The 25,773-nt window shown below is 65.3% G+C and carries 21 protein-coding genes, 1 tRNA gene, 1 rRNA gene and 1 pseudogene; 16 read left to right on the top strand and 8 right to left on the bottom strand.

Features of this window, described 5'->3' with window-relative positions; translation table 11 throughout:
* The first annotated feature begins 13 nt into the window (after nucleotides 1–13).
* The 9 genes from fliR to WS66_RS12705 all read left to right on the top strand — a co-directional run bounded on the left by fliR (nucleotide 14) and on the right by WS66_RS12705 (nucleotide 12,686).
* On the top strand, nucleotides 14–796 hold the full coding sequence (gene fliR / locus WS66_RS12745) for a flagellar biosynthetic protein FliR (protein ID WP_059602197.1): 783 nt from the start codon (nucleotides 14–16) through the stop codon (nucleotides 794–796).
* Nucleotides 797–961: 165 nt separating this feature from the next.
* A complete protein-coding gene (locus WS66_RS12740; RefSeq protein WP_059602275.1) occupies nucleotides 962–1,966 on the top strand; it encodes an ABC transporter substrate-binding protein in 1,005 nt (334 codons plus the stop codon).
* A 121-nt stretch (nucleotides 1,967–2,087) separates the two neighbouring features.
* Entirely contained in the window at nucleotides 2,088–2,885 is a 798-nt protein-coding gene (locus WS66_RS12735; protein ID WP_027788757.1) for an ABC transporter ATP-binding protein, read from the top strand.
* A 24-nt stretch (nucleotides 2,886–2,909) separates the two neighbouring features.
* Nucleotides 2,910–3,767 carry an ABC transporter permease gene (locus WS66_RS12730; protein WP_108064675.1) on the top strand — a complete coding sequence of 286 codons (858 nt, stop codon included), beginning with the start codon at nucleotides 2,910–2,912 and terminating at the stop codon, nucleotides 3,765–3,767.
* Nucleotides 3,768–3,840: 73 nt separating this feature from the next.
* Complete coding sequence (locus tag WS66_RS12725) at nucleotides 3,841–5,208, top strand: sensor histidine kinase (RefSeq protein ID WP_059602199.1); 1,368 nt, start codon at nucleotides 3,841–3,843, stop codon at nucleotides 5,206–5,208.
* 12 nt (nucleotides 5,209–5,220) lie between these two features.
* Entirely contained in the window at nucleotides 5,221–5,898 is a 678-nt protein-coding gene (locus tag WS66_RS12720; protein ID WP_059602202.1) for a response regulator, read from the top strand.
* 271 nt (nucleotides 5,899–6,169) lie between these two features.
* Nucleotides 6,170–7,300 carry a porin gene (locus WS66_RS12715; RefSeq protein WP_059602205.1) on the top strand — a complete coding sequence of 377 codons (1,131 nt, stop codon included), beginning with the start codon at nucleotides 6,170–6,172 and terminating at the stop codon, nucleotides 7,298–7,300.
* A 332-nt stretch (nucleotides 7,301–7,632) separates the two neighbouring features.
* Complete coding sequence (locus WS66_RS12710) at nucleotides 7,633–9,651, top strand: site-specific DNA-methyltransferase (protein WP_059602208.1); 2,019 nt, start codon at nucleotides 7,633–7,635, stop codon at nucleotides 9,649–9,651.
* Nucleotides 9,651–12,686 carry a type III restriction-modification system endonuclease gene (locus WS66_RS12705; RefSeq protein ID WP_059602210.1) on the top strand — a complete coding sequence of 1,012 codons (3,036 nt, stop codon included), beginning with the start codon at nucleotides 9,651–9,653 and terminating at the stop codon, nucleotides 12,684–12,686. Before WS66_RS12710 ends, WS66_RS12705 begins: the two co-directional genes overlap by 1 nt.
* Before the next feature lie 228 nt (nucleotides 12,687–12,914).
* Here WS66_RS12705 and WS66_RS12700 read toward each other — a convergent pair whose 3' ends face one another.
* The 5 genes and pseudogenes from WS66_RS12700 to egtB all read right to left on the bottom strand — a co-directional run bounded on the left by WS66_RS12700 (nucleotide 12,915) and on the right by egtB (nucleotide 16,593).
* Nucleotides 12,915–13,283 (bottom strand): hypothetical protein, encoded by a 369-nt coding sequence (locus tag WS66_RS12700; RefSeq protein ID WP_059602214.1) that lies wholly within the window; start codon nucleotides 13,281–13,283, stop codon nucleotides 12,915–12,917.
* A gap of 224 nt (nucleotides 13,284–13,507) precedes the next feature.
* A pseudogene (locus tag WS66_RS12695) lies at nucleotides 13,508–13,760 on the bottom strand (hypothetical protein).
* A gap of 56 nt (nucleotides 13,761–13,816) precedes the next feature.
* Nucleotides 13,817–14,119, bottom strand: a complete 303-nt coding sequence (locus tag WS66_RS12690) for a hypothetical protein (RefSeq protein ID WP_059448027.1) — start codon at nucleotides 14,117–14,119, stop codon at nucleotides 13,817–13,819.
* Nucleotides 14,120–14,366: 247 nt separating this feature from the next.
* Nucleotides 14,367–15,380, bottom strand: coding sequence for an L-histidine N(alpha)-methyltransferase (gene egtD, locus WS66_RS12685; RefSeq protein ID WP_059602217.1), 1,014 nt, complete (start codon nucleotides 15,378–15,380; stop codon nucleotides 14,367–14,369).
* Nucleotides 15,364–16,593, bottom strand: coding sequence for an ergothioneine biosynthesis protein EgtB (gene egtB, locus WS66_RS12680; RefSeq protein WP_059602220.1), 1,230 nt, complete (start codon nucleotides 16,591–16,593; stop codon nucleotides 15,364–15,366). Before egtB ends, egtD begins: the two co-directional genes overlap by 17 nt.
* A gap of 581 nt (nucleotides 16,594–17,174) precedes the next feature.
* Between egtB and WS66_RS12670 the strand changes: the two genes are divergently transcribed.
* Both WS66_RS12670 and WS66_RS12665 read left to right on the top strand, forming a co-directional pair.
* Nucleotides 17,175–17,651 (top strand): carboxymuconolactone decarboxylase family protein, encoded by a 477-nt coding sequence (locus tag WS66_RS12670; protein ID WP_059602222.1) that lies wholly within the window; start codon nucleotides 17,175–17,177, stop codon nucleotides 17,649–17,651.
* Entirely contained in the window at nucleotides 17,651–18,532 is an 882-nt protein-coding gene (locus tag WS66_RS12665; RefSeq protein WP_059602224.1) for a sigma-70 family RNA polymerase sigma factor, read from the top strand. Before WS66_RS12670 ends, WS66_RS12665 begins: the two co-directional genes overlap by 1 nt.
* A gap of 195 nt (nucleotides 18,533–18,727) precedes the next feature.
* Here WS66_RS12665 and WS66_RS12660 read toward each other — a convergent pair.
* Nucleotides 18,728–18,804, bottom strand: a tRNA-Val gene (locus WS66_RS12660).
* A gap of 94 nt (nucleotides 18,805–18,898) precedes the next feature.
* Here WS66_RS12660 and WS66_RS12655 point away from each other — a divergent pair.
* Nucleotides 18,899–19,153: an EamA family transporter gene (locus WS66_RS12655; protein WP_236872966.1), complete on the top strand. Its 255-nt coding sequence runs from the start codon at nucleotides 18,899–18,901 to the stop codon at nucleotides 19,151–19,153.
* A 529-nt stretch (nucleotides 19,154–19,682) separates the two neighbouring features.
* Nucleotides 19,683–19,958 carry a hypothetical protein gene (locus WS66_RS12650; protein ID WP_059602225.1) on the top strand — a complete coding sequence of 92 codons (276 nt, stop codon included), beginning with the start codon at nucleotides 19,683–19,685 and terminating at the stop codon, nucleotides 19,956–19,958.
* Between the two features lie 520 nt (nucleotides 19,959–20,478).
* Here the strand turns inward: WS66_RS12650 and WS66_RS12645 are convergent.
* Together WS66_RS12645 and WS66_RS12640 are read right to left on the bottom strand one after the other, a co-directional pair.
* Complete coding sequence (locus WS66_RS12645; RefSeq protein WP_059602227.1) at nucleotides 20,479–21,240, bottom strand: anti-sigma factor family protein; 762 nt, start codon at nucleotides 21,238–21,240, stop codon at nucleotides 20,479–20,481.
* On the bottom strand, nucleotides 21,237–21,755 hold the full coding sequence (locus WS66_RS12640) for a sigma-70 family RNA polymerase sigma factor (RefSeq protein ID WP_059602230.1): 519 nt from the start codon (nucleotides 21,753–21,755) through the stop codon (nucleotides 21,237–21,239). The genes WS66_RS12645 and WS66_RS12640 overlap by 4 nt, the downstream gene beginning before the upstream one ends.
* 157 nt (nucleotides 21,756–21,912) lie before the next feature.
* Between WS66_RS12640 and WS66_RS12635 the strand changes: the two genes are divergently transcribed.
* From WS66_RS12635 to WS66_RS12620, 3 genes are all read left to right on the top strand, one after another.
* A complete protein-coding gene (locus WS66_RS12635; protein WP_059602233.1) occupies nucleotides 21,913–23,001 on the top strand; it encodes a catalase family peroxidase in 1,089 nt (362 codons plus the stop codon).
* Nucleotides 22,998–23,531, top strand: coding sequence for a cytochrome b (locus WS66_RS12630; RefSeq protein WP_059602235.1), 534 nt, complete (start codon nucleotides 22,998–23,000; stop codon nucleotides 23,529–23,531). Before WS66_RS12635 ends, WS66_RS12630 begins: the two co-directional genes overlap by 4 nt.
* A 578-nt stretch (nucleotides 23,532–24,109) precedes the next feature.
* Nucleotides 24,110–25,642: ribosomal RNA gene (locus tag WS66_RS12620) — 16S ribosomal RNA — on the top strand.
* Nucleotides 25,643–25,773: the final 131 nt, after the last annotated feature.

The raw sequence follows: 25,773 nt of genomic DNA, 5'->3' as shown, positions 1-25,773 counted from the left end.
CCTTTACTCCGCGATGTTCTCGGTCTCCTACGCGCAGCTCAACGGATGGCTGACGGCTTTCCTGTGGCCGTTCGTGCGGATGCTCGCGCTCGTCGCGACGGCGCCCATGGTCGGCCACGCGGCGGTGCCCGTGCGCGTGAAGATCGGCCTCGCCGCGTTCATGGCGCTGGTCGTCGCGCCGACCCTCGGCGCGATGCCGGCCGTCACCGTGTTCTCCGCGCAGGGCATCTGGATCGTCGTCACGCAGTTCCTGATCGGCGTGGCGATGGGCTTCACGATGCAGATCGTGTTCGCGGCCGTCGAGGCGGCCGGCGACTTCATCGGCCTGTCGATGGGACTCGGTTTCGCGACCTTCTTCGACCCGCATTCGAACGGCGCGACGCCGGCGATGGGCCGTTTCCTGAACGCGATCGCGATGCTCGCGTTCCTTGCCGTGGACGGCCACCTGCAGGTGTTCGCGGCGCTGGCCGCATCGTTCCAGTCGCTGCCGGTGTCGGCCGACCTGCTGCACGCGCCCGGCTGGCGCACGGTCGCCGCATTCGGCGCGACCGTGTTCGAGATGGGGCTGCTGCTTGCGCTGCCGGTGGTCGCGGCGCTCCTGATCGCGAACCTCGCGCTCGGGATCCTGAACCGCGCGGCGCCGCAGATCGGCATCTTCCAGATCGGCTTTCCGGTCACGATGCTGGTCGGGCTGTTGCTCGTGCAACTGATGATCCCGAACCTCGTGCCGTTCGTGTCGCACCTGTTCGACATGGGGCTCGATGCGATGGGGCGGGTATTGCTCGGCTGGCGCTGAGCGCGTCCCGCCCCGTTTCCCGCCTGTTCCGGCCCTTCGTTGCTGGAAAACCCCTAAAGGAATCGCCAGCTCACGAAAGGTTGCGGAAGGTTTCGCCTCCCTATACTCGTCATGACGATGCAGCAAGCATCGCGCCATACGAACACAACGAAGGAGACGACCCCGATGCGACCCATCCTCCGCACCCTCGCCGTTGCAGCCAGCCTGAGCTGCGCGCTCGCCGCTCATCCCGCTTTCGCCGACGACGGCGGCAAGATCACGATCATGGTCGGCGGGATCGCGAAGCTGATCTACCTGCCCGCGCGGCTCACGCAGGAGCTCGGCAACTTCAAGGCCGAAGGGCTCGACGTCGAACTGCTGTCGCAACCGGCCGGCGTCGATGCCGAGAACGAACTGCTGGCGGGCGCCGTGCAGGGCGTCGTCGGCTTCTACGACCATACGATCGACCTGCAGAGCAAAGGCAAGGAAGTGAAGGCGATCGCCGTGTTCGGCCAGGTGCCGGGCGAGGTCGAGATGGTGTCGACCAAGGCCGCCCCCACCTTCAAGTCGATGGCCGACGCGAAAGGCAAGACGCTCGGCGTGACCGGCCTCGGCTCGTCGACGAGCTTCCTCACGCAATACCTCGCGCTCGCGCACGGCGTGCCGTCGACGCAGTACACGATGCTGCCGGTGGGCGCCGACGCGAGCTTCATCGCCGCGATCAAGCAGGGCCGCATCGACGCCGGGATGACGACCGAGCCGACGGTGTCCGCGCTCGAGAAGATGGGCGACGCGAAGGTGCTCGTCGACATGCGCACCGTCGACGGCACGCGCGCCGCGCTCGGCGGCACCTATCCGGCCGCGAGCCTGTACGTGCAGTCGGCGTGGGCCGATTCGCACAAGGCCGAGGCCACCAAGCTCGCGCACGCATTCGCGAAGACGATGCAGTTCATCCACACGCACAGCGCGGAGGAGATCGCCGCAAAGATGCCGGCCGACTACCAGAAGGACAAGGCGCTGTACGTGTCCGCGCTGAAGGCGTCGCTGCCGATGTACACGGTCGACGCGAAGATGCCGGCCGACGGCCCGGCGACCGTGCTGAAGGTGCTCTCGGCATTCAACCCGTCGGTGAAGGGCAAGCACATCGACCTGGCGCGCACCTACACCAACGATTTCGTGAACGCGAAGTAATCGATATCGGTACAGGCGCCGGCGGCGGCGATCCCGCCGTCGCGCGTTCCCCGTTCCGGCCCGGCTGACCGGCCCGGCGTCGCCACGATGCGGCGCCCTCCTCACCCGCAGGACGAATGCGATGAATCAGGCAGTTTCCCCGAGCACACCGGCGATCGAGTTTCGCAATGTGTCGTGCCGCTTCATTTCGCCGGAAGGCAAGGCCACCGTCGCGTTGCGCGACTTCAGCATGAGCGTCGCACGCGGCGAGTTCATCGCGATCGTCGGGCCGACCGGCTGCGGCAAGTCGACCACGCTGAACCTGATCACCGGCCTGCTCAAGCCGGCGTCGGGCGAGGTGCGCGTGATGGGCCGCCCGGTCGACGGGATCGACCCGCGCATCGGCTTCGTGTTCCAGGCCGACGCCGTGTTCCCGTGGCGCAACGTGATCGACAACGTCGCGGCGGGCCCGCTGTTTCGCGGGCGCTCGAAGGACGTCGCGTACGCGCAGGCCGAGGAATGGATCCGCAAGGTCGGCCTCGACAAGTTCACGAAACACTATCCGCATCAGCTCTCCGGCGGGATGCGCAAGCGCGTCGCGCTCGCGCAGACCTTCATCAACCAGCCGGAAATCCTGCTGATGGACGAGCCGTTCTCCGCGCTCGACATGCAGACGCGCACGCTGATGCAGGACGAACTTCTGCAGTTGTGGTCCGCGAACAAGGGCTCGGTCGTGTTCGTCACGCACGACCTCGAGGAGGCGATCGCGCTCGCCGACCGCGTGTTCGTGCTGACCGCGCGCCCCGCGACGCTCAAGCGCGTGTATGAGATCGACCTGCCGCGCCCGCGCGTCACGTCGGAGATTCGCTACGACACGCGCTTCATCGAAATTTCCAAGGACATCTGGCACGACCTGCGCGAAGAAGTGCAGATCGGCTGACAGCAGCAAGGACAGGACAGGAGCATGACCGACATGACGCTTCCCCCCACCGCCATTCCGGCAACGTCCCTCGAGGACGAGTCGCGCGCCGCTCAAACCCGGCTGCGTCGCCGCCGGCAACTGATCATCGGCCTGCGGATCGCCGTGCTCGTGCTCGTGCTGGGCGGCTGGGAACTCGCCGCGCGGCTCAAGTGGATCGATCCGTTCTTCTTCTCGCAACCGACGCTGATCTTCGCGCAGCTCCAGGACTGGTTCGCGAACGGCACGTCGCAGGGGCCGCTGCTCACGCAGGTATGGGTCACGCTCGAGGAAACCGGCATCGGCTTCGTGATCGGTTCGGTCGCCGGTGTGATCTGCGGGATCGTGCTCGGCCGCAACAAGCTGATGGCCGACGTGTTCGGCCTCTACATCCAGATTGCGAACTCGATTCCGCGCGTCGTGCTCGGCTCGATCTTCGTGATCGCGCTCGGCCTCGGGATGGCGTCGAAGATCGCGCTGGCCGTCGTGATGGTGTTCTTCGTCGTGTTCGGCAACGCGTTCCAGGGCGTGCGCGAAGCCGACCGCTACCTGATCGCGAACGCGCAGATCCTCGGCGCGTCGCGCCGGCAGATCACCACGTCGGTCGTGATCCCGTCCGCGCTCTCGTGGATTCTCGCAAGCCTGCACGTGAGCTTCGGCTTCGCACTGGTCGGTGCGGTCGTCGGCGAATTCCTGGGTTCCAAGCAGGGCATCGGCCTGCTAATCTCCACCGCCCAGGGCGCGTTCAACGCGAGCGGCGTGTTCGCGGCGATGATCGTGCTGGCCGTGGTCGCGCTGGCCGCCGACTACCTGCTGACCTGGCTCGAGAAGCGCTTGCTCAAGTGGCGCCCCGCCGCGTTCTGAGCAGCGCACGCATCGGATGACACGCCAGAGCCGCGCCGGTTGCCCCGGCGCGGTTCGGCATTGAGGAGAAGGAATGGCGCACAGCCTGCGCGGGCGGCTCTTGTGGTGGCTGCTGCTGCCGCTCGCGGTGTTCGTGCTGATCGCGGGCGCGATGTCGTACGACACCGCGCGGACCACCGCCGGGCTCGTGCAGGACAGCGCGCTCGTCGCGTCCGCGCGCACGATCGGCGAGGACGTCGAATGGCGCGACGGCTATCTGGCGGCCGACGTGCCGCCCGCCGCGCTCGAGATCTTCGAGTCGCCGTCGGCCGATTCGGTCTACTACAAGGTGGTCGACAGCCGCGAGCGCCTGCTCGCCGGCAATCCGGCGCTCGCCCTGCCCGAACGGCACGGCATCGAGCCGACGCTGTACGACACGGCGCTCGACGGCGTGCCGCTGCGCGCGGTGGTCTACGACCGCCAGCTGTACAACGAGGGCAAGATCGAGACGGTCACGGTGGTCGTCGCGAAGACGACGCGCTCGTACGACGCGATGATCGCGACGATCTGGCGGCCGCAACTCGTGCGCCTGTCGCTGATGCTGGTGCTCGCGGTCGTGCTCGTCTATCTGGGCCTCACGCTCGAGCTGCGCCCGCTGATGAAGCTGAAGGACGACGTCGCCGACCGCGGGCCGATGGAACTGGAGCCGATTCGCCCGGAGCGGCTGCAGCACGAGCTGCGGCCGATCGTCGACGCGATCAACCAGTGCATCGCGCGGCTCAATACGCATACGGCCACGCAGCGCCGCTTCATCGCCGATGCCGCGCACCAGCTGCGTACGCCGATCGCCGTTCTCGACACGCAAATCCAGTACGCGCAGCAGCGCGAGCACAATGATGTGGAGCTCGCGTCGGTGCTCGACAGCATGCAGCGCAGCAGCCGCAAGATGGCCGACGTGACCAACAAGCTGCTGCTGCTCGCGCACGCGGAAGCGACGCCGCCGACGCTGCTCACGCATCGCGTCGATCTCGCCGCCGTCGTGTCGAGCGTGCTGGAGGAAACGATCGTGCTCGCGCAGCAGCGCGACATCGATCTCGGCGCCGATCTCGGCGAGCGGCTCGACGTCGCGGGCAGCGACAGCCTGCTGACCGCGCTGGTGATGAACCTTGTCGACAACGCGGTGCGCTATACGCAACCTGGCGGCTGCGTGACGGTCGCCGCGCGGCGCGACGGCGACGCCGTCGTGTTCGACGTGGTCGACAACGGCCCCGGCATTCCGGCCGAAGCGCGACCGCACGTGTTCAAGCGGTTCTACCGCGTGTCGGCCGACACCGAAGGCTCGGGCCTTGGCCTCGCGATCGTCCGCGAGATCGCGCAGGCGCATGGCGGCAGCGCGTCGCTCGCGCCGGGGCCCGGCAATCGCGGTATCGTCGTGACCGTGCGGCTGCCCGCATACGCCTGAAGAGATGTCGCCATGAAACTCCTGCTGGTCGAAGACAACGCCGAACTCGCGCACTGGATCGTGAACCTGCTGCGCGGCGAGGATTTCGCGGTCGACTGCGTCGGCGACGGCGAACGCGCGGACACGGTATTGAAGACCGAACGCTACGACGCGGTGCTGCTCGACATGCGGCTGCCGGGCATCAGCGGCAAGGAAGTGCTCGCGCGATTGCGGCGCCGCAACGACAACGTGCCGGTGCTGATGCTGACCGCGCACGGCTCGGTCGACGACAAGGTCGACTGCTTCGGCGCGGGCGCCGACGACTACGTGGTCAAGCCGTTCGAGTCGCGCGAGCTGGTCGCGCGGATCCGCGCGCTGATCCGCCGGCAGGCCGGCGTCGGCACGACGCAGCTTGTGTGCGGCGATCTCGTCTACGCGTTCGGCACGCGCGAATTCCGTTGCGGGGGCGCGGTGCTCGCGCTGCGTCGCCGCGAGCATGCGATTCTCGAGACGCTGATGCTGCAGCAGAACAAGACCGTGTCGAAGGTGCGGCTGATGGACAGCGTGTTCGCGCTCGACGACGAACCGAGCGCGGATGCGATCGACATCTACATCCACCGGCTGCGCAAGCATCTCGCGGGCAGCACGGCCGAGATCATCACGCTGCGCGGGCTCGGCTACATCCTGCGCGAGAAGAACGCGCAGGACTGACGGGCCTGCCTCCAGGTTCGATTCGTAGCACGTAACGTGTCGGCAGCCGCTGGCTGCCGGCCAGGCTCGCGTTCGCCCGCCTGCCCGATTCACGATTATTGCGCGTTCGGTGTTTTCACCGATCCGATTCTTTCCTCCAGGAAAGCGGCGAGAAGGATTGCACCCTCTACGATGCTACACGCCGGCCCCCTCGCTGTGGCCGGCAACAACCGGCATACATTACGTACTGCCAACGAACAGATTTCAATGCGGCAGCTCGGAGGAGACGATCTTGAAACGAAAAACCCTTGCCCTTTTCATCGCGGCGGCAGGCCTGTGCGCCGGCACCCAGGCGCACGCGCAGTCGAGCGTGCAGCTCTATGGCCTGATGGACCTGAGCTTTCCGACCTATCGTACCCACGCCGACGCGAACGGCAATCACGTGATCGGCATGGGCAACGAAGGCGAACCGTGGTTCAGCGGCAGCCGCTGGGGCCTGCGAGGCGCCGAGGACATCGGCGGCGGCACGAAGATCATCTTCCGCCTCGAAAGCGAATTCGTGGTCGCGAACGGCCAGATGGAAGACGAAGGCCAGATCTTCGACCGCGACGCGTGGGTCGGCGTCGAGGACGAGCGCTTCGGCAAGCTGACGGCCGGCTTCCAGAACACGATCGCACGCGACGCATCGGCGATCTACGGCGACGCGTACGGTTCCGCGAAGCTCACGACCGAGGAAGGCGGCTGGACCAACTCGAACAACTTCAAGCAGATGATCTTCTACGCGGCCGGCCCGACCGGCACGCGCTACAACAACGGCCTCGCGTGGAAGAAGCTGTTCAGCAACGGCATCTTCGCGAGCGCCGGCTACCAGTTCAGCAACTCGACCGCGTTCGCGACCGGCTCCGCGTACCAGGTCGCGCTCGGCTACAACGGTGGGCCGTTCGCCGTGTCGGGCTTCTACAACCACGTGAATCACGGCGGCTTCACGAACCAGACGTTCTCCGTCGGCGGCAACTACGCGTTCAGCATCGTGCGCCTGAATGCCGGCTACTTCCGCTACAACGGCGACCAAGGCTCGCTGGGCCAGCGGCATGACGATTCGTGGACCGTGTCGATGAAGATCGCGCCGAAGGGCCCGCTCGATTACGAGCTCGGCTACCAGCAGATGCGCGTCAAGAACGCCGCGTACAACTCGGACGGCTTCGTGCCGAACGCGAACCTCGGTGCGTTCAGCCTGACGAACGGCGTCGGCAACGGCTTCAAGGAGACGATCTACGGGTCGGTGTTCTATCACCTGAGCAAGCGCACCGAGCTGTACCTGGCCGGCGACTACATGAAGCTGCATGGCGGCTACACGGTGTCGTCGACGTTCGGCGCGAAGAACCAGCTCGAACTGACCTCGGGCATCCGCACGCGTTTCTGACCCCGCGGCCGGGGCGCGCCCCGGCCGTACCCTTCGTTCGGGATTCTCCATGCGGGCACGCCGGCGCATTGCGCTGAACGTGCCCTTTTTTCGTCGCTTTCGGCCGGTGCGGGGTATCCCGGAGGCCCCATGTGCGCGGCGCCGCGACAACCCGGCCCGAAGCCGCTTGCGGCCCGTCGGACGGGCGATCGCGGCCGATGCCCGCACGATCGCCTCACATCGGTGCTTGACCTGCGCCGACCGACTCGCTAGCGTTTCGGGTTTGCCCGGGTGGCCATTGCCGCCGGTGCCGTGAGTGCGCCCGACGTCCTGGCGCACACGGCCGGGCTCCGATGGAAAAAACGATGCAGAAACTCGATGCGGCGAGCCCGCAGGCGATGTCGACGGATTTCACCGCCGACAACGTCGCGCGCCTGAAGGCGCTGTTCCCCGAACTCGTGACCGAAGGCCCGGACGGCGCGTCGGTCGACGTCGACGTGCTGAAGGCGCTGGTCGGCGAGCGCACCGTCGGCGACGCCGACGAGCGCTACGGCTTCCACTGGCACGGCAAGCGCAGCGCGCGCCAGGCCGCGCTCACGCCGTCGACGGGCACGCTGCGTCCGTGCCCCGGCGACAGCGTCGCGTGGGACGACACGCGCCATCTCGTGATCGAGGGCGACAACCTCGACGTGATGAAGCTGCTGCACAAGAGCTACGCGGGCAAGGTGAAGCTCGTCTACATCGACCCGCCGTACAACACGGGCAGCGATTTCGTCTATCCGGACGACTTCAGCGATAGCATCCGCCACTACCTGGCGATGACGGGCCAGACCGAAGGCGGCGTGAAGCGCAGCACCAACACCGAGGCGAACGGCCGGTTCCACACCGACTGGCTGAACATGATGTATCCGCGCCTGAAGCTCGCGCACGCGCTGCTGTCCGACGAAGGGCTGATCGCCGTGCACATCGACGAGCATGAAGTGCATGCGCTCGTGCTGATGCTGCGCGAGATCTTCGGCGAGGAGAACGAGCTCGGGGTGGCCGTGTGGGACAAGCGCAACCCGAAGGGCGATGCGCGCGGCGTCGCGTACCAGCACGAATCGCTGGTGCTGTTCGCGCGCAACGCCGAGACGCTGCTCGAGCAGGCGCCGCTGAGGCGCCCGAAGCGCAACGCGCAGCGCATGCTGGATGCCGCGCACGACGCGGTGTACCGCAGCGGCAACGTGAAGGATGCGCAAAAGGCCTACCGCGCATGGATGAAGGCGCAGACCAACCTGTCGGGCGGCGAGGTGATGTACGACCGGCTGTCGGCCGACGGGCGCGTGTACCGCCTCGTGTCGATGGCATGGCCGAACAAGAAGAAGGCGCCGGAAGAGTATTTCACGCCGCTGATCCACCCGGTCACCGGCAAGCCGTGCGCGATGCCGGCGCGCGGCTGGCGCAACCCGCCCGCGACGATGCAGGCGCTGATCGAGCGCGGCCAGATCGAATTCGGTCCGGATGAAACCACGCAGCCGCAGCGGATCTACTACCTCGACGAGAACATGTACGAGAACGTGCCGTCGGTGCTGCCGTTCGCCGGCTCCGACGACGCGCTGCTGAAGACGCTCGGCATCCCGTTCGACCAGCCGAAGCCGGTCGATTTCGCGGCGGCCGTGATCGGCTGGTGCACGCGCGGCGACGACATCGTGCTCGACTGCTTCGCCGGCTCCGGCTCGACCGGCCACGCGGTGATGCAGGTGAACGCGACCGACGGCGGCGCACGCCGCTACATCCTCGTGCAACTGCCCGAGGCACTCGACCGCCGCGACAAGACGCAGCTGGCGGCCGCCGATTTCTGCGCGAAGCTGAAGAAGCCGCCGACGCTCGCCGAAATCACGAAGGAGCGCCTGCGCCGCGCGGCCCAGCAAGTGGCACGCGACTATCCGGAAAGCTATGGCGACCTGGGCTTTCGCGTGTACCGGCTCGACACCACCAACGTGATCGAGTGGGATCCGCGCCGCGACGACTTCGACCATGCGCTCTTCGCGTCCGTCGAGCACGTGAAGACCGGCCGCAGCGAGGACGACCTGCTCGCCGAGCTGACGCTGAAGCTCGGCCTCGACCTGTGCACGCCGGTCGAGCATCACCCGATCGCAGGCAAGACCGTGCACCTGATCGGCCGCTCGATCGTCGCGTGCTTCGATGCGCGCATTTCGCGCGACGACGCGGGCCCGCTCGCCGACGGCATCGTCGAACTGCTCGACGCGACCGGCGCGACGCGCGATGTCACGTGCCTGTTCCGCGACAGCGGCTTCGTCGACGACGTCGCGAAGCTCAATCTCGCCGCGCTGCTCGAACAGCATGGCGTGAAGCGCGTGCGGAGCCTGTGATGCGGCTGCATTTCGAAGCGGATCTCGACTACCAGCGCGAGGCGATCGACGCCGTCTGCGACCTGTTTCGCGGCCAGGAATCGTATCGCGGCGACTTCAGCGTGCTCGCGAACGCCGCGCCCGGCACCACGGCGGCAGCTCAAGGCTCGCTCGGCTTCGCGGTGTCGGAGCAAGGCGTCGGCAACCGGCTGTCGCTGACCGACGACGCGCTCGCGCGCAATCTCGCCGACGTGCAGCTGCGCGGCGGGCTGCCGCCGTCCGGCTTGCCCGGCTCACGCGACTTCACCGTCGAGATGGAGACCGGCACCGGCAAGACCTACGTGTACCTGCGCACGATCTTCGAGCTGAACCGCCGCTACGGCTTCACGAAGTTCGTGATCGTCGTGCCGTCGATCGCGATCAAGGAAGGCGTGCACAAGACGCTTTCGATCACCGAGGACCATTTCCGCGCGCTGTACGCGGGCGTGCCGTACGACTACTTCCTGTACGACTCCGCGAAGCTCGGCCAGGTGCGCCACTTCGCGGCGAGCGCGGCGATCCAGATCATGGTGATGACGGTCGCCGCGATCAACAAGAAAGAGATCAACAACCTCTACAAGGACAGCGAGAAGACCGGCGGCGAGAAGCCGATCGACCTGATCCGCGCGACGCGGCCGATCGTGATCGTCGACGAGCCGCAAAGCGTCGACGGCGGGCTCGAGGGGCGCGGGCGCGAAGCGCTCGCCGCGATGGCGCCGCTCTGCACGCTGCGTTATTCGGCGACGCACGTCGACCGCCACCACATGGTGTACCGGCTCGACGCGGTCGACGCGTACGAGCGCAAGCTCGTCAAGCAGATCGAGATCGCGTCGGCGATCGTCGAGGACGCGCACAACAAGCCGTACGTGCGGCTTGTCAGCGTGTCGAACCGGCGCGGCGCGATCAGCGCGCGCATCGAGCTCGACGTCGCGACCGCGGCCGGCGTGAAGCGCCAGATCGTGTCGGCGACCGACGGCGACGATCTCGAACGCCTGACCAAGCGCGCGCTGTACGCGGGGCTGCGGATCGGCGAAGTGCATGCGGTGAAGGGTGCCGAATACGTCGAGCTGCGCCATCCGGAAGGCGAGGCGTTCCTGTCGCTCGGCGAGGCATTCGGCGACATCGACACGCTCGCCGTGCAGCGCGAGATGATCCGCCGCACGATCCGCGAGCACCTCGACAAGGAATTGCGTCTGGCCGAGCGTGGTGTGAAGGTGCTGTCGCTGTTCTTCGTCGATTCGGTCGAGCGCTATCGCCGCTACGACGAGAACGGGATGCCCGTGAAGGGCGATTATGCACTGATCTTCGAAGAGGAATATGCGCGCGCGGCGCGCGTGCCGGCCTACCGTGCGCTGTTCGACGGCGTCGACGTCGCGCTCGAAGTCGAGCGCGCGCACAACGGCTACTTCTCGATCGACCGCAAGGGCGGCTGGACCGACACGAGCGAAAGCAGTGCCGCGGCGCGCGAGAACGCGGAGCGCGCATACGGCCTCATCATGCGCGAGAAGGAAGCGCTGCTGTCGTTCGACACGCCGCTGAAGTTCATCTTCTCGCACTCGGCGCTGAAGGAGGGCTGGGACAACCCGAACGTGTTCCAGATCTGCACGCTGCGCGACATCCAGACCGAACGCGAGCGCCGCCAGACGCTCGGCCGCGGGCTGCGCCTCGCGGTCGACCAGGACGGCGAACGCGTGCGCGACCCGGGCGTGAACACGCTCACGGTGATCGCGACCGAACGCTACGAGTCGTTCGCGGAGAACCTGCAGAAGGAAATCGAGGCCGATACGGGCATCCGTTTCGGGATCGTCGAGGAGCACCAGTTCGCGGCACTGCCGGTGCAGGAAGGCGACGGGCCCGCGCACGCGCTCGGCATCGAGCTGTCGCGCACGCTGTGGACGCATCTGCATGAGCAGGGCTACGTCGACGCGCAAGGCAAGGTGCTCGACCGGCTGAAGGATGCGCTGCGCCAGAGCGCGCTCGTGCTGCCCGACGCGTTCGAGTCGCTGCGCGCGCCCATCGTCGCGACGCTGCGCAAGCTGTCGGGCCGCTTCGCGGTGCGCAATGCGGACGAGCGTCGCGCGATCGCGTTGCGGCGCGATGCATCGGGCAAGGCCGTCGTGTTCGGCGACGACTTCCGGGCGTTGTGGGACCGCATCCGCCATCGCACCGTATACAGCGTCGAGTTCGACAACGCGAAGCTCGTGCGCGATTGCACGGCCGCGCTGCGCGACGCGCCGGACATCGCGCGCGCACGGCTGCAGTGGCGCAAGGCCGAGATCGATATCGGCAAGGCCGGCATCGAGGCGATCGAGGTGGCGGGCGCCGGCACGGTGCTGATCGACGAAGGCGAGTTGCCGCTTCCCGACCTGCTCACCGAACTGCAGGACCGCACGCAGCTCACGCGCCGCTCTCTCGCGACGATTCTGGCCGACAGCGGCCGGCTCGACGACTTCCGCGTGAATCCGCAGCAGTTCATCGCGCTGGCCGCCGATGCGATCAACCGCTGCAAGCGGCTCGCGCTGGTTGCGGGCATCGCGTACCGCAAGCTTGGCGAGCGCCACGTACATGCGCTCGAGTCGTTCGAGAGCGAGGCGCTGACCGGCTATCTGCGCAACCTGCGGCCCGATGCGCGGAAGTCGATCCACGAGGCCGTCGTGTGCGAGACCGACGCGGAGCGTGCGTTCGCCGATGCGCTCGAAGCGCACGACGGCGTGAAGCTGTACGCGAAGCTGCCCGCGTGGTTCCGCGTGCCGACGCCGCTCGGCAGCTATCACCCGGACTGGGCGGTGCTCGCGGAGCAGGACGGCGGCGAGCGGCTGTATTTCGTCGTCGATACGCCGAATGCCGACGGCGACGTGACGAGCGAGCACGAGCGCGCGAAGCTCGTGTGCGGCGAGGCGCATTTCCGTGCGCTGGTGGACGGCGGAGAGGCCGCGCGGTTCGTGCGCGTCAGGCAGGCCGATGCGTTGTTCGAGCCGGTTGCAGCCGTCGCGCCCCTGGCGGGCGCGGGACGCTGAAACGAAGGGCGGCGACGAGCCGCCCTTTTTTCATTTCATCGATCCGATTACGGCGAATCCGTTTGTCATCCGAATGAAAGCGATTCGTATCGCTCGCCGGTTCGCGCGCGTCGTTATCGCTGGTTGCAAATCGGGGTCGATGCGACGCCGGCGCGCGACACCTCCGTTTCGCCACCGCCATGAAAAAAGGGCGCCGAAGCGCCCTTCCTCCCCATGCGTGCGCCGCAGTTACAGCGTGCGGCCGAACGCGTTGCGATGTGCGTGATGCGTGGACGTCGACGCATGCGCGGTATGGCCGTGCGTGTGCCCATGACCGTGGCCCGGCTGCGTGCCTGCACGATCGGCGATCGTGTCGGAGCGGTCGGCTGCACGCGCGAGGCCCTTGTCGCGGTCGCCCGAGCGGAAGCCGTTCGAGTTGCTCAGCGCTTCGCCGCTCATGTGGCCGCCGGACATGCCGCCGGCGTTGCCGCCCATGCCGCCAGCACCGTGACCACCGCCGTTGCCCCCACCGTTGCCACCGGCCGCGGCATTCGCGGAAACGGCACCGAGTGCGAGGAGCGCGGCGGCCAGTACGGACAGATATCGTTGCGTTTTCATTGTTTGCTCCCTGAAGCGTGTTCGGATGATTGCATTCTAGGAACACGCGATTTCCGCGCGACTCGACGTTGTAAATGATCGTAACGGTGCGCGTGACGCGCATTCGTCGGATCAATGTGCGACATGCCGGATGCGTGCGCGGAATGCGCGGCCGGCCGTCGTCGGACGAAGCAATATGAAAGGCGGGAACGGCGCTGTCGCGCCGTTTCCGCCGGTGAGCGCGCTTACTGCGCCGGCTGCACGCCCTGCGCGGCGGCCTTGCGCTGCGCCGCCATCTCGTGCTCGTGCTTCTTCGCCATGTGGTGGCCGACGATACAGCCGCCGACTGCACCGACCACGGCGTGATGTCCCGCGTAGTGGCCGGCGACACCGCCCACCACCGCGCCCTTCATGCAGCCTGCCGCGCGCGCTGCCGATCGTTGCGAGCGCAACGACGGCGGCCGCTGCGCACGACCTGATGTGTCGAATGGGCATCATGCGATCACTCTCCTCTTGTCGTCGTGATCAGTATTCTCGTGAGCCGGCCGCCCGGTTCAGTTCCAGCGGCCGCGCCAGCCGTCGCCGTCACGCCAGGCGCGCTCGCGCCACTCGTGCTCGCGCCATTCACGGCGACGCCACTCGTGTTCACGCCATTGACGCGCACGCCAGTCGTCGTCGCGATAGCCCACCGGCGCGTACATCACCGGCGGCGGCGGCGCGACGTAGACCGGCTCGGGCGCCGCATAGACGCCGGGCACACCGATCCCGACCGACAGGTCGACGTGGGCCGATGCGACGCCCGAAGCTGCCAGCGCCGCTACACCGAGAACTGCACCGAGGATAAGTTTCTTGCTCATTTCGCGACTCCCTGCACGTGTCGTGCGTCATGTGACTACGGTTCGGAGTCTAGGCATCGGGCGCCGACACAGGTGAAACCGGTCTGCGAGACCGGTAACGGACGTTTACGGCGGGGTGCAAAGCGTTGCAGGACAAGGGTGGCGGGTGATTCGACACGCCGTTGCAACGGCGCATCGAATCGGTAAAGGCGGGAATTTTTGCCGGAAAACGCGCCGGCGCCGCTCGCCGCACGCGAACCGAACGAAGTTACGCGCGGATATCGTCGACGCTGCGCAGCCAGTGCACGCTGAACAGGCTGTCCGCGTCGGTCCACACGGTGTCGGGCTCGAAGCCCGCACGGCGCGCGATCGCATGGAAGCCGTCGATCGTGAACTTGTGCGAGTTCTCCGTGTGGATGTGCTCGCCCGCCTCGAAGCGGAACGCGTGGCCGCGCACGTGCACCGTTTGCGCGATATCGCTGACGAGATGCATCTCGATGCGCTGCCGTTCGCGGTCGTAGAACGCGCAATGCGAAAACGCGTCGAGATCGAAGTCCGCGCCGAGTTCCGCGTTCGCGCGGGCGAGCAGGTTCAGGTTGAACCGCGCGGTCACGCCCTGCGCGTCGTTGTACGCGCGATGCAGCGTGCGCTCGTCCTTCACGAGATCCACGCCGACCAGCAGGCCGCCCCCGCGCAACAGCCGCGCGGCGTCGCGCAGGAACGCGTCGGCTTCCTCCGGCGAGAAGTTGCCGATCGTCGAGCCGGGGAAGAAGCCGATGCGCCGGCGCGGCGTCTCCGTCAGTTCGGCCAGTTGCTCGGCCTTCGTGTAGTCGGCCGCGATCGGCGCGACGTCGAGCCACGGATACGCGTCACGCAGCCGCGCCGCGGCGCCGTGCAGGTAGTCGGCCGAGATGTCGATCGGCACGTAGCGCGCCGGCGCGTTCGCGTAGTTGTCCGCACACGCGTCGAGCAGCACGCGGATCTTCTCGAGCGAGCCCGCGCCGAATTCGACGATGTCCGCATGCGGGCCGACGCGCCGCACGATCTCGGCCGCGCGATCGCGCAGGATGCCGAGTTCCGTACGCGTCGGGTAGTACTCGGGCAGCTCGCAGATGCTGTCGAACAACGCCGACCCAGCCGCATCGTAGAAGTATTTCGGCGAAATGCTGCGCGGCGTGCGCGACAGTCCGTCGATCAGGTCGCGCTCGAACGCGCTCGGCCGCGAATCGCGGGCGGGTTGCAGGCCACCGCTCGTGGCCGTCAGATCAGACGTCTCGCGCAAGTCGCACTCCCGTGAATTGCCAGCGCGCAGCCGGCGGAAAGAAATTGCGGTACGTCGGCCGTTCGTGCCCCGGCGGCGTCGCGACGCTGCTGCCGCGCAGGACCTGCTGGCCAACCATGAACTTGCCGTTGTATTCGGCGGCGACTCCCGCGAGCGGCCGAAAGCCCGGATACGGCTCGTAGGACGAACGGGTCCACTGCCACACGTGCCCGAGCATCTGCTGAATACCATCCGCGCCGAATGCGGCTTCCCATTCGAATTCGGTCGGCAGACGTGCGCCGGCCCACTCCGCGTACGCGGCCGCTTCGTAGAAGCTCACGTGACACACGGGCGCATCGGGCGCGAGCGTCTCCACGCCGTGCAGACCGAACGCGCGCCATGCGTGTACGGTTTCCGGCCCACCGTCGTCGTCCGGAATCCAGTACGCGGGCCCTCGCCACCCTTCCCGCTGCACCGTCGCCCAGCCGTCCGACAGCCAGTATTCAGGGCGGGCGTAGCCGCCGTCCGCGATGAAGGCCGCGAATTCCGCATTCGTCACGAGACGGTTCGCGATCTCGTACGGACGCACGAGCGCCGTATGGCGCGGCCGTTCGTTGTCGAACGAGAACGCGTCGCCGTCGTGGCCGATCTCGACGAGCCCGCCCGGCTGATGCAGCCAGCGCAACGGGCCGGCATCGCCCGCGGCCAGGGCCGCGTGCCCATCGGCGCGATTGAGCGGCCGGAACGCAGGCTTGAGCGGGTTGCACGAGAACGCATGCAGCATGTCCGTGACGATCAGCTCCTGATGCTGCTGCTCGTGATGCAGGCCGAGTTCGATCTCGGGCGCGATCGTGGCGAGCATCGTCGGATCGGCGCCGTCGAGCGCGCGCAGCATCGCGTCGTCGACGTACTGACGGTACGCACTCACCTCGTCGAGCGACGGACGCGTGAGCAGCCCGCGCTGCGGCCGCGGATGGCGCGGGCCGAGCGCTTCGTAATAGGAATTGAAGAGGAACTGGAATGCGTCGTCGAATGGCGCATAGCCATCCACGCGGCGCATCAGTACGACGGTTTCGAAGAACCAGGTCGTATGCGCGAGATGCCACTTCACCGGACTCGCGTCGGGCATCGACTGCACGGCCTGGTCTTCGGCGGATAGCGTCGCCGTCAACGCGACACTATGGGCGCGCACGTCCTGATAACGGCGCTGAAGCTGGGATGCAAGGAGGCTCATCGGTTTACCGTCCACGTCGCGATTCGCTGCGTTGCGTTGCCGGAAAAAGGAAAGCCTTGCGCTCGGATGCGCGCGGCTGGCGTGCGACCTTCATTGCTGCGATGTCGGGCAGCCGGCGCGCGCGCCGGGCCGCTGGTGCGGCGTCACATCATCTGCCCGTGCAGAACAGTATGGGCCAGAAATGTGAACGTCGCGAATCGGATTTCGGGCGAAACAAATGCGAAAGACAAATGAAAGCACTGGCGCGTCGAGCGGCGACGTTGGCGAACCGTCGATGCCCGTGATGGCGGGGCCCGGCAGGCGATCGCAATGGGCATGCCTGCGCGTCGGCATTACCGCCGCCTCATGACGGTCGCGCGGCACGCATGAAAGGTCGACGACCCGCGTTCACCGGCGCAACGGCGTCGTGCGGTCGATATCGGCCCCGATCCGCACGCTGGCATCACGGCCGTCGGTGCGATGTTCGACTGCCCTGCCCTCCGTGCGCTTCCGAGCTTTTGAAAAATTTTTCGCGCCGATGTCACACGCGCGGGGGCCTCGCTCGTCATATCACCGGAACCCACACGAAAGGAGAAGGAACCATGACTGCGAAACTCAATCCGTTCGCCGCCGCCCCCGCGCTGATGAAGAACTGGATGGCCGTATCGGTCGCCGCTGCCGGGAGCCTCGAGCCGACGCTGATCGAGCTGGTCAAGATCCGCGCGTCGCAGATCAACGCGTGTGCGAACTGCCTTAACATGCACACCGTCGAGGCCCGCGAGCAAGGCGAGACCGAGCAGCGCATCAATCTGCTGGCCGCGTGGCGCGAAGCACCCTGCTACACCGACCGCGAACGCGCGGCGCTCGGCTGGACCGACGCGCTCACGCGGCTGTCGGAGGGCCATGGCGCGCACGAAGCCGCGTATGCGGCGCTCAACGACCACTTCAGCCAGGAGGAGCAGGTGAAACTCACGGTGATGATCAACGTGATCAACGGCTGGAACCGGCTGGCCGTCGGCTTCGGGCTGTGGATCGATCCGGCTGAAGCGAAAGCCGCTGCAGCGAAGATGGTGGCCTGATGACCAGCCTCGATCCGGCCGCGGGCAGCGCCGAAGACCGGGCCGACGCAGCGGCGAGCTTCGATCCGCTGCGTCGCACGCTGATCCGCGTCGCGTACCGGATGCTCGGTTCCGTCGCGGACGCCGAGGACATGGTGCAGGAGGCGTTCATCCGCTGGATGGACGTCGATCGCACGGAGGTGCGCGTGCCCGAGGCGTTCCTGCGCCGCATGGTGATGCGCATGTGCCTCGATCAGCTGAAGTCCGCGCGGCACCAGCGCGAGACCTATATCGGCCCGTGGCTGCCGGAGCCGGTCGTCGAGGAGGATGAACAGGAGGACGTCACGCTGCCGCTGATGCTCGCGCTCGAACGGCTGTCGCCGCTCGAGCGTGCGGCGTTTTTGCTGCACGACGTGTTCGGCCTCGAGTTCGACGAGATCGCGAAGACGATCCAGCGTGACCCGGCCGCATGCCGGCAGCTCGCCGCGCGGGCGCGCACCCATGTGCGCGAGGCGCGGCCGCGGTTTCATGTCGAGAAGCAGCGCGGGATCGCGCTGGCCGAGGCGTTCTTCGCGGCGTCACGCAGCGGCGACATGCGCGCGCTCGGCGCGATGCTCGCCGAGGACGTGAGCCTGCATTCGGACGGCGGCGGCAAGCGCGCGGCCGCGGGCAAGCCGGTGTTCGGCTTCGAGCGCGTGATGAAGGTCCACGCATACCTGGCCGAACTGTTCGCCACGCATGCGTCGAAGCTCGTGCGGGCCGGGTTCATCAACGGGTTGCCGGGTTTCGTCACGCGGGAGGCCGACGGCGAGCTGCAGACCACGGCGCTCGAGATCGAAGACGGGAAAATCGTCGCGATCTATGTCGTGCGGAATCCTGACAAGTTGAAGCATCTGCATTGATGCTCGACGAGCGGGGGCTCTACGCCCTGCCTTGCCGATTACCCGCTGCTTGCCGCACGACGCATCGCCCAGGCATGCACGATTTCGTGCCGCAAAAAGAAAAACGCCACGCGATGTTGCCGCGTGGCGTTTGTATGTTGGCGAGCCGGATTGCCTGTAGGCAATGCGTGCTGCCAGACCCCTTCTTTTGTTCGTTGGTAGGCTCGATTGGATTCGAACCAACGACCCCCACCATGTCAAGGTGGTGCTCTAACCAACTGAGCTACGAGCCTAAGAAGCCGCGAATTATAGAGAGGGTTTTGGAGGTGCGCAAGTCCCTTTTGTGAAATTTATTCGATCGAGCATGGCGCGCATGGGCGGCGCACCGTGCGCGAAGCGAATTGCGATCGCATCCGGGTTGATCCCCACTGCGGGCTGCTTTGCTACGGCGCGGGCACGGTGCTCTGGATCTTCGCGTTGAGCAAGGCCGGGCTCACCGTCGTATATCCGTTTACCGTGCTCACGTTCGTGCTCGTCTTTCTGGCCGGAATCGTGTTCTTCGGCGAACGTGTGTCGTACGCGCAATGGGGAGGCGTCGCCATGATCCTCGGCGGGCTGTATCTGATTGCCATGGTTCGATAGCGGGCGGACCGGCGCCGCAACTTATCCACAGCGCGCTATGGATAACCGTCCGGCAAGCCTCTGGATTCACAGTGGAACGATTGAGGATATGTCGCCGCGGCTGTGAATCGGCGGAAAGTTGTTCTGTGATGCACAGCGATTTTCCTGTGCATCGCCTGTGGTTATGCATTCTGTTTCATGTTGAAAATTCATGGTGTTACGGAAGTTGTCCACTGTGGAGCGGTGGGCTTGTTAACTATCACTACGTATATATACGAACCCTGTTAACACCTTTGGATAAGCACAGTCCGTCGACTGTGATCCGGGAAGAATATGCACTGCGCGCGATGGATGAATCACGCGAAGTCGAAGGCAGGGACCAACCCGAACGCTCGCATCTGTAAAGTCGCCAGGTTCTCGACACGCCTCGTCAATGAACCTCTGGTGGCGGATATTGCTGGCCGCGTAGCGGGGCTCATGGCCGATGTGGCCGCGGTTGTACGAGGATCCGTTATGACAATCACGTCATCGTCGTACCGGATGTGAGCTCGTGACTCGGGCCGTTTCCGATCTCGTCAACGATCGTAGCAACGGCCAGAGTGGGCATCGGGTCGTGCCATTGACGCTGACGCGTGATGAAGTCGAATTTCCGGGCTACATGCTCGAATCCGAAGTGACGAAAATTCTGGAGTTGCGCGGGAAGTATGAAGGGGGCGGCGCCTATCGGTTCGACGATGACGAGTCGATGGAATCAGCTATCGGTCTATTGACGGCAACTTGTGCTGAATGCCTGAGGGAATTGATTGCAAGGCAGGAAGAAAGGTAGGAGGACGAGTGCCTCAGGGAGCGGGATGACCGGATTGAAATTCGACAAGGTCGATCGGTGTTCCGTCCAGTTCGATATCGCGACGCTGCTCGGCCTGAAGACTCCGTCATGGTGGAATGCCTTGTGGATATCGAGAAGTCAAATCACTCGAAGGCCTGTGGGCTCAACGGATACGGCAATCGAATTCGGTGCAGATGTTCGCGGTACCTTGCGGTTGTGGATATTGCACGCCAAAACAATCCGAAACACTGTGCAGGCCGAAGATGAGCGAGTCGACCGATGACCGCGCGCGGTGTCGACAGGATTGATGTGGATATCCCGCCCCGCAGCGACTCGAAACCCTGTGATTCCGAAAGGGCGAGGGTGCCGGTGTTGTCTCGATGTGGACAACAAACCGCGAAAGTCAGTCGAAACGCTGTGCAAGCGAGTGGTGACAGTAAGCACGCACAAGTCAGAAGCCGCATCATTCGGGGCATCGACGGCCGCCCACCGATCACCAGCTGCGCGCGCGTCGTACCAATCAAGTCTGCTGATCGAGCGCCTGCGCGATCGCTTTCTCCGTGAGGCTTCCGGCCGGCCCGACCACCGCGAAATTGAGCCCGTTCACCGACCCGTACCGCGCGAGCAACGGCCCATCCACGCGTTGTCCGGCCGGCAGCAGCCGGTGTTTCGATTCCGCCGGCCGGAGATAGAAGCTCAGTGTTCGCCCGGCATCGTCCTCATAGAGCACCATCGCGGCAGTGGCTCCGCTGTCCGTCGTAAACAGCCGCCCGCCAACCGGCCTGAACCCGGCCGCACTCAAATCCGGCAGCCGCGCCGATGCGCCGACGCGTCTGGTGAGCCACCCTTGCAAATCTCCCGCACGGGTTGGCCGAAAATCCACCTTCGCGGCTTGATCGACGACCATCATCCGGTAAGCCTCGACCGCATCGCTCATCGGCGCGATCGGAGGCGGCGCGTTCCATCCATGCGCCTGCCATCCGCCAAACGTCCCCAGCCCGATACAGAACACGAACGAAGCCGCCATCGCGAATCGCATCCGCGAGCGCTCCACACGCTTCGCCCGAATCGCAGCCGGATCGAGCTCAGGATTCTGACCGGGCATCCGCACGCTCTCGAGCGCGGCCCGCAATCGCTGCGCATCCTGCTGCCATTGCCTTACCTGTTCCGCACGCTCCGGATGCAGCGCGAGATATCGCTCGACCGCGGCGCGCGCGTCGTCGTCGAGCTGGCCGTCGACATAGGCCTGGAGATCGTGTTCGTCGGGACGGAGGTGGTTCATTTCATCACGCGGAGAGAAGGAGCGGGAAGTTCGCCGTCGCTGAGCTGGCGCAGCGCGTGGCGCGCGCGGGAGAGTCGCGACATCACGGTGCCGATCGGCACGCCGAGCAGGTCGGCGACTTCCTGATACGTGAAGCCCTCGACCGCGACGAGCAGCAGCAGGCTGCGCTGCTCGTCGGAGAGCCGGCCGAACGCTTCGAGCGTCGCGCGTGCGGCCACCTCACGTTCGGCGGACGGCCAGTGCGCTTCGTCGTCGTCGCGAATGCGGCCGAGCAGCCATGCGTAGCGCTTCGCGCTGCGTTTGCCGTCGAGAAACTGCCGGTAAAGGATCGTGAAGAGCCAGCTGCGCAACGACGCGTCGTCGCGGCGGCTTGCCCAGCGCGACAGCGCGCGCTCGAGCGTCGACTGGACGAGATCGTCGGCGGCGTGGACGTCGCGCGCCAGCCAGAGCGCGAAGCGTCGCAGCCTGGGGATGAGTTCGCGCAATGCGTCGTCGTCGGGGGCGTTTGAGGGCATGGCCGGGGCGCGAGCCGATAAGCGTGGAGATGCCGCGTAGGACGCCGGTCGGCGTCGCTTATTCCGTCAGCATACGAAAAATTTCTTCATGGAATAAAGCGGCGCGGGTGGCGTCCTACACGCGTTCGACAATGATCAGACGATCGGGAGTGCATCCATGAAGCAATCTTCCTCTTCTTCGCCGCCGAGCGAACCCGGGCGCGGGTGGTGGCGCTGGGCCGTGATCGGCGGCGCGGTGGCCGGCGTGGCCGTGGCGTTCGGGTATGTCGGCGGCTGGCTTGCGCCGGCGCGTCTGACCCCGCACCGGCTCGTCGACGCGCTGCAGACGGCCGGCGGCGAGCATCCGGGCTTCCGGCGCAATCACGCGAAGGGCGTGTGCGTGACCGGTTACTTCGAAGGCAATGGCGCCGCGAGCGCGTATTCGGTCGCGCCGTTCTTCAAGGCGGTGCGCACGCCGGTGGTCGGGCGCTTCGCGCTGCCGGGCGGGAATCCTTATGCGCCCGACAGCAGCGTGCCGATCCGCAGCCTCGCGCTGAAGCTCACCGCACCGGACGGCCAGCAATGGCGGACCGGGATGAACGCGATGCCCGTGTTTCCGGTGGCGACGCCGAAGGCGTTCTACGCGCAGTTGCTGGCGACCCGGCCGGATCCGGCGACGGGCAAGCCCGATCCGGCGAAGGTGAAGGCGTTTTTCGGCGCGCATCCGGAGACGGCAGCGTTCCGCGCATGGGTGAAGGGTGCGAAGCCGAGCGCGAGCTACGTCACCGAAAGCTATTACGGATTGAACGCGTTCTACTTCGTCGATGCTGCCGGCAAGCGCCAGGCGGTGCGGTGGCGCGTCGTGCCGGAGCAGATGACGGGCGCCGGCGACGTCGCGACGGCCGCGGATCCGAACGTGTTGCAGCAGGACCTGACGCGGCGCATCGCGGACGGTGCGCAGAAGTGGAAGCTGCTGGTCACGCTGGCCGAGCCCGGCGACCCGGTGGACGACGCGACGAAGACTTGGCCCGCGCAGCGGACGACGATCGACGCCGGGACGCTCGTGCTCGATCGCGTGGAGCCGCAGGACAGCGGGCCGTGCCGGGACGTGAATTACGACCCGACGGTGCTGCCGCAGGGGATTCAGGTGTCGGGGGATCCGTTGCTGGCGGCGCGGTCCGCGGCGTATGCGGATTCGTATCTGCGCCGGACGAGTGAAGAGGCCGGCGTGGCCGGCGCGGCGCGACTGAGCGCGGAGGGACGATGATGAAGGCTACGACGACGTTTAGCTTGCCGGCGAGGCTGCTGCATTGGGTGATGGCCGCGATGATCGTCGCGATGCTGTTCATCGGGGTGGGGATGGTGGCGTCGGTTTCCGGGCGGCACGATTTCCTGGTGGCGTTGCACAAGCCGCTGGGGATTGCCGTGCTGGTGCTGGTTTGCGTACGGATCGTGGTGCGGTTCGTGTCGAAACCGCCCGCGTTGCCCGATGATCTGCCCTGGTGGCAGAAGCTTGCCGCGCATGGGTCGCATCTCGTGCTGTACGCGCTGATGCTCGCGATGCCGCTGATCGGATGGGCGATGCTGTCGGCGGGCGGGTATCCGGTGACGCTGGGTGGCGGCGTGCAGTTGCCGGCGCTGGTCTCGGCCGACCCGGTGACGTTTGCCTGGCTCAGGGTCGCGCACCGGGTGTTGGCTTACCTGTTCTTCGTGACGTTCCTCGCACACTTTGCGGCGGCGCTGTATCACGGGTTGATTCGGCGGGATGGGGTGGTGAAGGCGATGGTGGGGAGGTGAGCGACGCAGCGTTACGCTCGATGCGGGCGAGGTTTCTCAAAGGCTATCTCGCCCGGATCGAGTCGAGCGGCTTCCGTGGCCACCCGTGGGGGGCGGCTCGACTGTCCCGGGCCCGCTTGTAAAAATATTTTCACAAAGTGCTTGCGGAGACCGGGGCAGGTGCATAGAATCACGCCTCTTTCGCGCTAACGGAAACGCAGCGCGGAGGAAGAAGGGAAGCGGTGCGGTTGGGATCGGTTGTAGCGACTCCAGTGCACACGAAATTAAACCGCAGTCGTCGCAACGAAGTAGTTAAAAAAGTTGTTGACGAGTTTTAAAAAACGGTTAATAATCTCGCTTCTCTGCTGCTGAAAACGCAGCGCTGCTGGGAAACTTCAGGTTTCTCGCAGAAATGCTCTTTAAAAATTAACAGCCGATAAGTGTGGGCGCTTGATGGAAGCGAGCTGATCTTCGGATCAGATAGCGAAAGTATCAAGAGTCTCACACTAAAGTAAGTCAGGTTTATGAAGCAATTCATATTCCTGTCAGCTTTGAGTGAGCGACCGGTTCTTAACCGAACCGAAAACAGTAACAGGTTTAAACTGAAGAGTTTGATCCTGGCTCAGATTGAACGCTGGCGGCATGCCTTACACATGCAAGTCGAACGGCAGCACGGGTGCTTGCACCTGGTGGCGAGTGGCGAACGGGTGAGTAATACATCGGAACATGTCCTGTAGTGGGGGATAGCCCGGCGAAAGCCGGATTAATACCGCATACGATCTACGGATGAAAGCGGGGGACCTTCGGGCCTCGCGCTATAGGGTTGGCCGATGGCTGATTAGCTAGTTGGTGGGGTAAAGGCCTACCAAGGCGACGATCAGTAGCTGGTCTGAGAGGACGACCAGCCACACTGGGACTGAGACACGGCCCAGACTCCTACGGGAGGCAGCAGTGGGGAATTTTGGACAATGGGCGAAAGCCTGATCCAGCAATGCCGCGTGTGTGAAGAAGGCCTTCGGGTTGTAAAGCACTTTTGTCCGGAAAGAAATCCTTGGTTCTAATATAGCCGGGGGATGACGGTACCGGAAGAATAAGCACCGGCTAACTACGTGCCAGCAGCCGCGGTAATACGTAGGGTGCAAGCGTTAATCGGAATTACTGGGCGTAAAGCGTGCGCAGGCGGTTTGTTAAGACCGATGTGAAATCCCCGGGCTCAACCTGGGAACTGCATTGGTGACTGGCAAGCTAGAGTATGGCAGAGGGGGGTAGAATTCCACGTGTAGCAGTGAAATGCGTAGAGATGTGGAGGAATACCGATGGCGAAGGCAGCCCCCTGGGCCAATACTGACGCTCATGCACGAAAGCGTGGGGAGCAAACAGGATTAGATACCCTGGTAGTCCACGCCCTAAACGATGTCAACTAGTTGTTGGGGATTCATTTCCTTAGTAACGTAGCTAACGCGTGAAGTTGACCGCCTGGGGAGTACGGTCGCAAGATTAAAACTCAAAGGAATTGACGGGGACCCGCACAAGCGGTGGATGATGTGGATTAATTCGATGCAACGCGAAAAACCTTACCTACCCTTGACATGGTCGGAATCCCGCTGAGAGGCGGGAGTGCTCGAAAGAGAACCGGCGCACAGGTGCTGCATGGCTGTCGTCAGCTCGTGTCGTGAGATGTTGGGTTAAGTCCCGCAACGAGCGCAACCCTTGTCCTTAGTTGCTACGCAAGAGCACTCTAAGGAGACTGCCGGTGACAAACCGGAGGAAGGTGGGGATGACGTCAAGTCCTCATGGCCCTTATGGGTAGGGCTTCACACGTCATACAATGGTCGGAACAGAGGGTTGCCAACCCGCGAGGGGGAGCTAATCCCAGAAAACCGATCGTAGTCCGGATTGCACTCTGCAACTCGAGTGCATGAAGCTGGAATCGCTAGTAATCGCGGATCAGCATGCCGCGGTGAATACGTTCCCGGGTCTTGTACACACCGCCCGTCACACCATGGGAGTGGGTTTTACCAGAAGTGGCTAGTCTAACCGCAAGGAGGACGGTCACCACGGTAGGATTCATGACTGGGGTGAAGTCGTAACAAGGTAGCCGTATCGGAAGGTGCGGCTGGATCACCTCCTTTCCAGAGCTTCTCGCAAAGTTGAGCGCTCACGCTTATCGGCTGTTGATAAAGACAGAAAGACTGTCTGTTAGCGGTTTAATCGGTTATAATGCCGGCCGCTTTCGATAATCTTCAATGACAAACATTCGAAT

This window comes from Burkholderia sp. LA-2-3-30-S1-D2 (genome assembly GCF_001523915.2).
GTDB classification, from domain to species: Bacteria; Pseudomonadota; Gammaproteobacteria; order Burkholderiales; family Burkholderiaceae; genus Burkholderia; species Burkholderia diffusa.
Note: the sequence above shows the minus strand (reverse complement) of the source record. Positions and strands in the feature narration are given on the sequence as shown.

Bases quoted from the DNA above. Each gene is read 5' to 3' on its own strand.
- WS66_RS12635 (WP_059602233.1), top strand. From the start codon at position 21,913: ATGAAGCAATCTTCCTCTTCTTCGCCGCCGAGCGAACCCGGGCGCGGG.
- egtB (WP_059602220.1), bottom strand. From the start codon at position 16,593: ATGAGCCTCCTTGCATCCCAGCTTCAGCGCCGTTATCAGGACGTGCGC.
- fliR (WP_059602197.1), top strand. From the start codon at position 14: ATGTTCTCGGTCTCCTACGCGCAGCTCAACGGATGGCTGACGGCTTTC.
- WS66_RS12670 (WP_059602222.1), top strand. From the start codon at position 17,175: ATGACTGCGAAACTCAATCCGTTCGCCGCCGCCCCCGCGCTGATGAAG.
- WS66_RS12725 (WP_059602199.1), top strand. From the start codon at position 3,841: ATGGCGCACAGCCTGCGCGGGCGGCTCTTGTGGTGGCTGCTGCTGCCG.
- WS66_RS12630 (WP_059602235.1), top strand. From the start codon at position 22,998: ATGATGAAGGCTACGACGACGTTTAGCTTGCCGGCGAGGCTGCTGCAT.
- WS66_RS12700 (WP_059602214.1), bottom strand. From the start codon at position 13,283: ATGAAAACGCAACGATATCTGTCCGTACTGGCCGCCGCGCTCCTCGCA.
- WS66_RS12735 (WP_027788757.1), top strand. From the start codon at position 2,088: ATGAATCAGGCAGTTTCCCCGAGCACACCGGCGATCGAGTTTCGCAAT.
- WS66_RS12645 (WP_059602227.1), bottom strand. From the start codon at position 21,240: ATGAACCACCTCCGTCCCGACGAACACGATCTCCAGGCCTATGTCGAC.
- WS66_RS12640 (WP_059602230.1), bottom strand. From the start codon at position 21,755: ATGCCCTCAAACGCCCCCGACGACGACGCATTGCGCGAACTCATCCCC.
- WS66_RS12690 (WP_059448027.1), bottom strand. From the start codon at position 14,119: ATGAGCAAGAAACTTATCCTCGGTGCAGTTCTCGGTGTAGCGGCGCTG.
- WS66_RS12720 (WP_059602202.1), top strand. From the start codon at position 5,221: ATGAAACTCCTGCTGGTCGAAGACAACGCCGAACTCGCGCACTGGATC.
- WS66_RS12705 (WP_059602210.1), top strand. From the start codon at position 9,651: ATGCGGCTGCATTTCGAAGCGGATCTCGACTACCAGCGCGAGGCGATC.
- WS66_RS12730 (WP_108064675.1), top strand. From the start codon at position 2,910: ATGACCGACATGACGCTTCCCCCCACCGCCATTCCGGCAACGTCCCTC.
- WS66_RS12740 (WP_059602275.1), top strand. From the start codon at position 962: ATGCGACCCATCCTCCGCACCCTCGCCGTTGCAGCCAGCCTGAGCTGC.
- WS66_RS12710 (WP_059602208.1), top strand. From the start codon at position 7,633: ATGGAAAAAACGATGCAGAAACTCGATGCGGCGAGCCCGCAGGCGATG.
- WS66_RS12665 (WP_059602224.1), top strand. From the start codon at position 17,651: ATGACCAGCCTCGATCCGGCCGCGGGCAGCGCCGAAGACCGGGCCGAC.